The organism is Streptomyces sp. NPDC054770, assembly GCF_053611985.1.
Genome location: NZ_JBSHBL010000018.1, coordinates 86,127 through 92,212, shown reverse-complemented (window position 1 = coordinate 92,212; position 6,086 = coordinate 86,127). Strand labels below are relative to the sequence as shown.

The 6,086-nt window shown below is 71.5% G+C and carries 5 protein-coding genes and 1 pseudogene; 2 read left to right on the top strand and 4 right to left on the bottom strand.

What is annotated here, in order from left to right; translation table 11 throughout:
- Positions 1-87: 87 nt before the first annotated feature.
- Positions 88-1,515 carry an aldehyde dehydrogenase family protein gene (locus ACWGKQ_RS18405; protein WP_453292950.1) on the bottom strand — a complete coding sequence of 476 codons (1,428 nt, stop codon included), beginning with the start codon at positions 1,513-1,515 and terminating at the stop codon, positions 88-90.
- 120 nt (positions 1,516-1,635) lie between these two features.
- Here ACWGKQ_RS18405 and ACWGKQ_RS18400 point away from each other — a divergent pair, with 120 nt between their 5' ends.
- A complete protein-coding gene (locus ACWGKQ_RS18400) occupies positions 1,636-2,256 on the top strand; it encodes a TetR/AcrR family transcriptional regulator (RefSeq protein ID WP_453293003.1) in 621 nt (206 codons plus the stop codon).
- Between the two features lie 16 nt (positions 2,257-2,272).
- Here ACWGKQ_RS18400 and poxB read toward each other — a convergent pair whose 3' ends face one another.
- From poxB to ACWGKQ_RS18385, 3 genes are all read right to left on the bottom strand, one after another.
- Positions 2,273-4,003, bottom strand: coding sequence for a ubiquinone-dependent pyruvate dehydrogenase (gene poxB / locus ACWGKQ_RS18395; RefSeq protein ID WP_453292949.1), 1,731 nt, complete (start codon positions 4,001-4,003; stop codon positions 2,273-2,275).
- A gap of 58 nt (positions 4,004-4,061) precedes the next feature.
- The gene (locus tag ACWGKQ_RS18390) at positions 4,062-4,850 is read right to left on the bottom strand and encodes an acetoacetate decarboxylase family protein (protein WP_453292948.1); all 789 of its coding nucleotides are present in this window, start codon (positions 4,848-4,850) and stop codon (positions 4,062-4,064) included.
- A 72-nt stretch (positions 4,851-4,922) separates the two neighbouring features.
- Positions 4,923-5,366, bottom strand: a complete 444-nt coding sequence (locus tag ACWGKQ_RS18385; RefSeq protein ID WP_453292947.1) for a MarR family winged helix-turn-helix transcriptional regulator — start codon at positions 5,364-5,366, stop codon at positions 4,923-4,925.
- 228 nt (positions 5,367-5,594) lie between these two features.
- Here ACWGKQ_RS18385 and ACWGKQ_RS18380 point away from each other — a divergent pair.
- Positions 5,595-6,038, top strand: a pseudogene (locus tag ACWGKQ_RS18380) (YceI family protein); the annotation flags it as partial.
- Positions 6,039-6,086: the final 48 nt, after the last annotated feature.

Here is a 6,086-nt window from a genome sequence, read left to right as displayed (position 1 = left end):
GGGGGCTTTTTTTTTTTTTAAACCCCCCGGGCGGGGGGGGGCGCGGCCCCCCCCCCCCCCCCTGGGGTGGTTGGTCCGGCCGCCGCGTCACCACACCTGCTGGTCCTCCTGGAGGCGTACGGCGACGAACTTGGTCTGGGTGTAGTGGTGCAGCGCCTCCAGGCCCTTCTCCCGGCCGTACCCGCTGTTCTTGTAGCCGCCGAACGGGCCCTCGACCAACATGCCGGGCGGGTAGGCGTTGACGTAGACCTGCCCGGCCTCCAGGCGGGCGGCCACGCGGTGGGCGCGGGTCACGTCACCGGTCCAGAGGGCGGCGACCAGGCCGTAGTCGGAGTCGTTGGCGAGGGCCACCGCCTCGTCCTCGTCCTCGAAGCGCAGGACGGCGAGCACCGGACCGAAGACCTCCTCGCGGGCGATGCGCATGTCCGGGGTGACGTCCGTGTAGACGGTCGGCTCGAAGGTCCAGCCGTCCCCGGTCGGCCGGCCGCCGGTGAGCAGGGTGGCGCCGTCCTGCTCGGCGATCTTGAAGTACTCGTTGACCTTGTCGTACTGGGCGCGGGTGATCGCCGGCCCGTAGGTCTCCCCCGGCGTGATGTGCGTCAGCACGGTCCGTACGGCCGCCACGAACTCGTCGTGGATCCGCGCGTCGACCAGCAGCCGGGTGCCCGCCATGCAGGACTGGCCGCCGTTGGGCAGGAACGCCTCGACGGCCCCCTGGGCGGCCTTGGCGAGGTCGGCGTCGGCGAAGACGATGTCGGGTGACTTGCCGCCCAGCTCCAGCGTGAGCGGGATGATCCGGTCGGCGGCGATCCGGCCGATCTCGCGGGCGGCCCGGACCGAGCCGGTGAACGCCACCTTGCGGACCTTCGGGTGGCCGACGAGCGCCGCGCCCACGGTGTCCCCCGTGCCGGTGACGACGTTCAGCACGCCGTCGGGCAGACCGCACTCGGTGGCGATACGGGCCAGGCGGAGCGTGGTCGCCGAGGTGAACTCGGACGGCTTGGCCACGACGGCGTTGCCGGCCGCGAGGGCCGGGGCGACGGAGCGGGCCGCCTGGTTCAGGGGCGCGTTCCACGGCGTGATGACACCGACCACCCCGAGCGGCTCACGCCGGGTGTACGCGTGGAAGCCCGGACCCATGTTCACCACCTCACCGCCGGGCAGGTTGACCAGGCCGGCGTAGAACTCGAAGTAGCGGGCGGCGCCCTCCACCTCCAGCGGGGACTGCCAGGCGGGCTTGCCGGTCTCGGCCGACTCCAGCTCCGCGAGAGCAGCGGCCTCCTCGCGCAGCCGCTCCGCGACGGCGGCCAGCACCCGGCCCCGCTCGACGGGCTGCCGGTTCCACCAGCCGTCGACCGCCCCGGCCGCCGCCGAGACGGCCCGCTCCACGTCGGTGGCATCACCGAGGGCGATCTCGTGCACGACCTCGTCCCGTCCGGGCGAGGTGGACGGCAGCCAGCGATCCGATGCCGGGGCGGTCTCCACGCCTGCGATCCAGTGGCCATAGCGAGTCATCGGCACGCTCCTCATAACGGGGTGATGGGGTGATGGAGTGAATGAATATTCATTCACTTCGCAGCCTACCTCTCCGCCTTGACAAAGATCGAGCGACTGAACGAAGTTTCACTGGTGACCATGCCACCCTCCGCGACAGCCGACGAGACTCCCCTGCGCCGCAGAGTGATGGACGCCGCACTGGAGTTGTTCGACGAGCGCACCTGGGACGGCACCAACGTGCCCGAGATCGCCGCCCGGGCCGGGGTCGCGGTGGGCACGATCTACCGCTACTTCCCCAACAAGCAGGCGCTGGGCGAGGCGGTCTTCACCGAGGCGAAGGCGGCGTTCGCCGACACCGTGGTCACCGACGCCGTGCGCGAGGCCGATCCGGTGACCGCGATCGACCTCGTCTGGCGGCACCAGGTCGCGTTCGCGCTGGCCTATCCCCAGGCGTTCTCGTTCCTCGAACACCAGGTGCACGGCTCGTATCTGCGGCCGCAGGCCTACGAGGTCGTCCACCGGCTCGACGCCGAGCTGGTGGAGATCCTGCGGGCGGCCCAGACGGCCGGTGCCGTCCGCGCCGGCGATCCGCAGGTGCTGCTCTCGATGGCGTTCGGCGCGTTCGTCGGCGTCACCAAGCACTCGCGTGCCTCGGGGGTCCCGCTGGGCGAGTACGACCTGGAGGGCGTCCGGGAGGCCGTGATGAGCCTGATCGGGCTCACCGGCCCCGGCTCTCCCGGCTCACCGGACGCCTCCTAGAACCCCCGGGAGGGCCTCACGGCAGGTGCCGCACCACGTTCGTGCGGGCCAGGTCGAGGAGTTCGTCACCGCGTCCCGACAGCACGGTACGGGCGGCGTACAGGGCGAAGCCCCTGACCTGGTCGAACGTGATGGTGGGCGGGACGGACAGCTCGTGCCGGGCCGTCATCACCTCCACCAGGGCCGGTCCCGGGTGGGCGAACGCGGTGCGCAGCGCCTCGCCCAGGTCGGCCGGGTGCTCCACCCGGCGGCCGTGGATGCCCAGGGCGGTCGCGACGTCGGCGAAGTTCGGGTTGTCGAGGTCGGTCCCGAAGTTCACCATGCCCTCGGCCTTCATCTCCAGCTCCACGAAGCCGAGGGCTCCGTTGTTGAAGACCACGATCTTCACCGGGTGCCGCTGCTGTTTCAGGGTGATCAGGTCGCCGAGCAGCATGGCCAGTCCCCCGTCCCCGGACAGCGCGATCACCTGCCGGTCCGGGAAGGCCGACTGGGCGCCGATCGCCTGCGGCAGCGCGTTCGCCATGCTGCCGTGGGTGAACGAACCGATCAGCCTGCGGTGGCCGTTCATGGTCAGGTAGCGCGCCGACCAGATCACCGGGGAGCCCACGTCCGGCACGAACACCGCGTCGTCGGCGGCGAGTTCGTCGACGACCCGGGCCAGGTACTGCGGGTGGACCGGAGTGCGGTCGTGGTCGTCGACGGCGAGCCGGTCCAGGGCGGCGCGGGCGCCGGTGTAGTGGTCGCGGGCCGCGTCGAGGTGCCGGGAGCCGGTCCTGGGGGCCAACTTCGGGAGCAGCGCCTCGGCGGTGTCCCGCACGGTGCCGACGAGCGGCAGGTCCACCCGGATGCGCCTGCCGATCTGCTCGCCGCGCACGTCCACCTGCACGACGGTGGCGTGCTCGGGCAGGAACTGCCGGTAGGGGAAGTCCGTACCGAGCATCAGAAGCGTGTCGCACTGCTCCATGGCGCGGTAGCCGGAGGTGAAGCCGAGCAGCCCGGTCATGCCGACGTCGTACGGGTTGTCGTACTCGACGTGCTCCTTGCCGCGCATGGTGTGGACGACCGGAGCGCGCAGCGCCCCGGCGAGGCGTACGAGTTGGTCGTGGGCGCCGGCACAGCCCGCGCCGGCCAGGATCGTGATCCGTTCCGATTCGTTCAGCAGGGCCGCGGCGCGCTCGATCTCCTCGTCGGCGGGACGCACCACCGGCTTGGTGGGCAGCACGGTGGCGGCCTTGCGCGGGTGGTCGAACCGGTGCAGCAGCACGTCGCCCGGCACCACGAGGACCGACACCCCGCTGCGCTCCACGGCGGTGCGCAGGGCGATGTCGAGGAGGCGCGGGAACTGCTCCGGCGTGGCGGCCAGTTCGCAGAAGTCGCTGCACTCCCGGAACAGTTCCTGGGGATGGGTCTCCTGGAAGTAGCCGGTGCCGATCTCCGAGCCCGGGATGTGCGCGGCGATCGCGAGCACCGGGACGCGGCTGCGCTGGGCCTCGAACAGCCCGTTGACCAGGTGGAGGTTGCCCGGTCCGCAGCTGCCTGCGCAGACCGCGAGCGAGCCGGTGACCGCGGCCTCGCCCGCGGCCGCGAACGCCGCCGCCTCCTCGTGCCGGTAGTGCTCCCAGGTCACCGAGGGATTCCTGCGCAGGGCGTCGGTCAGTCCGTTGAGCGAGTCGCCGGGCAGTCCGTGGATCCGGGAGACGCCCGCGCTCCGCAGGCCGTCGACTATGAGGTCGGCGATGGTGTGCATCAACTTCCTTTCGTTACGGCGGTGGTGCGGTGGTGCGGGCGGTCCCGGTCCGGTGCGGCTACCGGCCCAGCAGGCGGACGTCCGTCACGGTGTAGGACATCGAGGCGCGGAAGCCGGTGCCGGTCCGCACCGGGGCCAGGTCCGCCAGCTCCTCGCCGCGGGCCGGGAACAGGCTGATGTCGCCGGAGCCGACCCAGACGTCGGCGAGGGCCTGGTCGGAGAACTCGGCCATGACCAGCTCGTGCACGGCGGGCTTGTCGTACTGACCGGCGATCAGCGTCGGGAAGTGCCGGAGGTTGACCGTGGGCCGGAACAGCGCCGCGGGGTCGCTCGCCGGCTGCTCCAGGGTGACCCGCGCCTCGGCGAGGGTGTGCCCGGCCGCCGACAGGGACGCGCCGAACCTCCCGCCGGCGGCGAGCGAGGGCGAGGCCTGGCCGGGCGAGGCGAAGACGCGGGTCTGGGCCACCGAGCCCAGCTTCTTCGGGAAGCCCTGCACCCAGCCGCGGGCCAGCGCGAGGTCGTTGTCGACGTAGATGTACGGGCACCACGACACCGGCTCGTCCCCGAACCGGGCGTCCACCAGCAGCATGAACTCGCGGTACTGGCTGCGCACCGGGTCGAGGTACTCGTCGTGTCCCGCGGAGAACTGCCAGTCGACGAAGAGGGCCACCACCCGGCCGTCGGACCCGGTGTCGGGGGTCAGGCCCTCCGGGAGGGTCGCCGCGGCGGCCGCCGGGTCGGTCCAGAACTCGACGCCGACGATGTCACCGGCGTAGTGCCAGGGCGGGGCGGAGGCGAGGTTCGCCTCTCCGCGCGGCGACAGCGGGTAGGTGTAGCCCTTCAGCATGGGGGGCCTCCGGAGAAGGTGGGCGTGCTGGAAGAGCCCATGTTCCGCACCGGCACCGCTCCCCGGCTTGGGTCAAATGACTGCTTCGCGACGGCTGGAGACGTCCGCGCCGCGTTCGCAGGAGGAGGAGAGCGGGTCGGCCACCGACTGCATCTGCTCGGCCAGCCGCTGCACCAGGGCGGGGTCGAGCTGGTCCATGACGCGCTTGCGGGCGCTGGCGAGGTGCGCCGGATAGGCGCCCGCCAGCCGCAGCCGGCCGGCCTCGGTCAGCTCGGCCACGTATCCGCGGGCGTCCGTGCAGTGGCGGCGCTTGGTGACCAGGCCGTGGTCCTGCAGGCTCTCCACCACCCGGGTGATGCGGCTCGCGGACAGCGCCGCCGCCGTGGCCAGTTCGGTCATCCGCAGACTGCTGCCGTCGGCCTCGGAGAGCTTGGCCAGGATCTGGTACTGCGTCATCGACAGTCCCGTCGCACAGAGCAGATCCTCGTCGAGTGCCCGCGGAAGCGCCACCAACATCCTCTGCAGCGCACGCCAGAGGCGCTCCTCATCACTGTTCAGTGGGCACGTGGGCTCCGGCGACCGCGTTGACACGTGTTGACCTCCCTACCTCGTCCTGCCCTACAACTGAAGCACACGATTACTTGCTTGACAAAGCATTTCGACGCCCCCCAAGATACTTGCCAAGGCAAGCAAAAGCGCCGCAGCGGGCCAGCCGCGCGACGCCAACCGAGAGGCCAGAAGGGCATGAGCGTCGAACTGCCCCCCGCGGGGACCTACACGGTCGATCCGGAGCGGTCGTCCATCGGCTTCAGTACGCGGCACATGTTCGGTCTGGGCAAGGTGAACGGCACCTTCCGCGTGGAGTCCGCGAGCATCACGATCGCCGAGCCGGTCACCCGGTCGACCGCGCACGCCGTGATCGGGGCGGGCAGTTTCCACACCGGGACGCCACGCCGTGACGAGCACGTGCGCTCCGCCGCGTTCCTGCACGCGGAGCGCCACCCCGAGATCCGGTTCGAGTCGACCGGGGTGAGCCGCGGCACGGGCGGCGTCTGGGTCGTCGAGGGTCACCTCACGGTCCGCGGGCACCGCGCGCCGGTCGAACTGACGGTGGACTCCCTGTCCGTCGAGGACGGCTCACTGAAGATCTCGGCCTCGGCGACCGTCGACCGGTACCGCCACGGGCTGACCGCGGCGAAGGGGCTCGCGGCGCGTCTGCTGCGGCTCAGCCTGTCC

What these genes read in the sequence shown, in the direction of transcription:
- ACWGKQ_RS18405 (WP_453292950.1), bottom strand. Translation starts at nt 1,515, where the DNA reads ATGACTCGCTATGGCCACTGGATCGCAGGCGTGGAGACCGCCCCGGCA.
- ACWGKQ_RS18385 (WP_453292947.1), bottom strand. Translation starts at nt 5,366, where the DNA reads ATGTTGGTGGCGCTTCCGCGGGCACTCGACGAGGATCTGCTCTGTGCG.
- ACWGKQ_RS18400 (WP_453293003.1), top strand. Translation starts at nt 1,636, where the DNA reads ATGCCACCCTCCGCGACAGCCGACGAGACTCCCCTGCGCCGCAGAGTG.
- ACWGKQ_RS18390 (WP_453292948.1), bottom strand. Translation starts at nt 4,850, where the DNA reads ATGCTGAAGGGCTACACCTACCCGCTGTCGCCGCGCGGAGAGGCGAAC.
- poxB (WP_453292949.1), bottom strand. Translation starts at nt 4,003, where the DNA reads ATGCACACCATCGCCGACCTCATAGTCGACGGCCTGCGGAGCGCGGGC.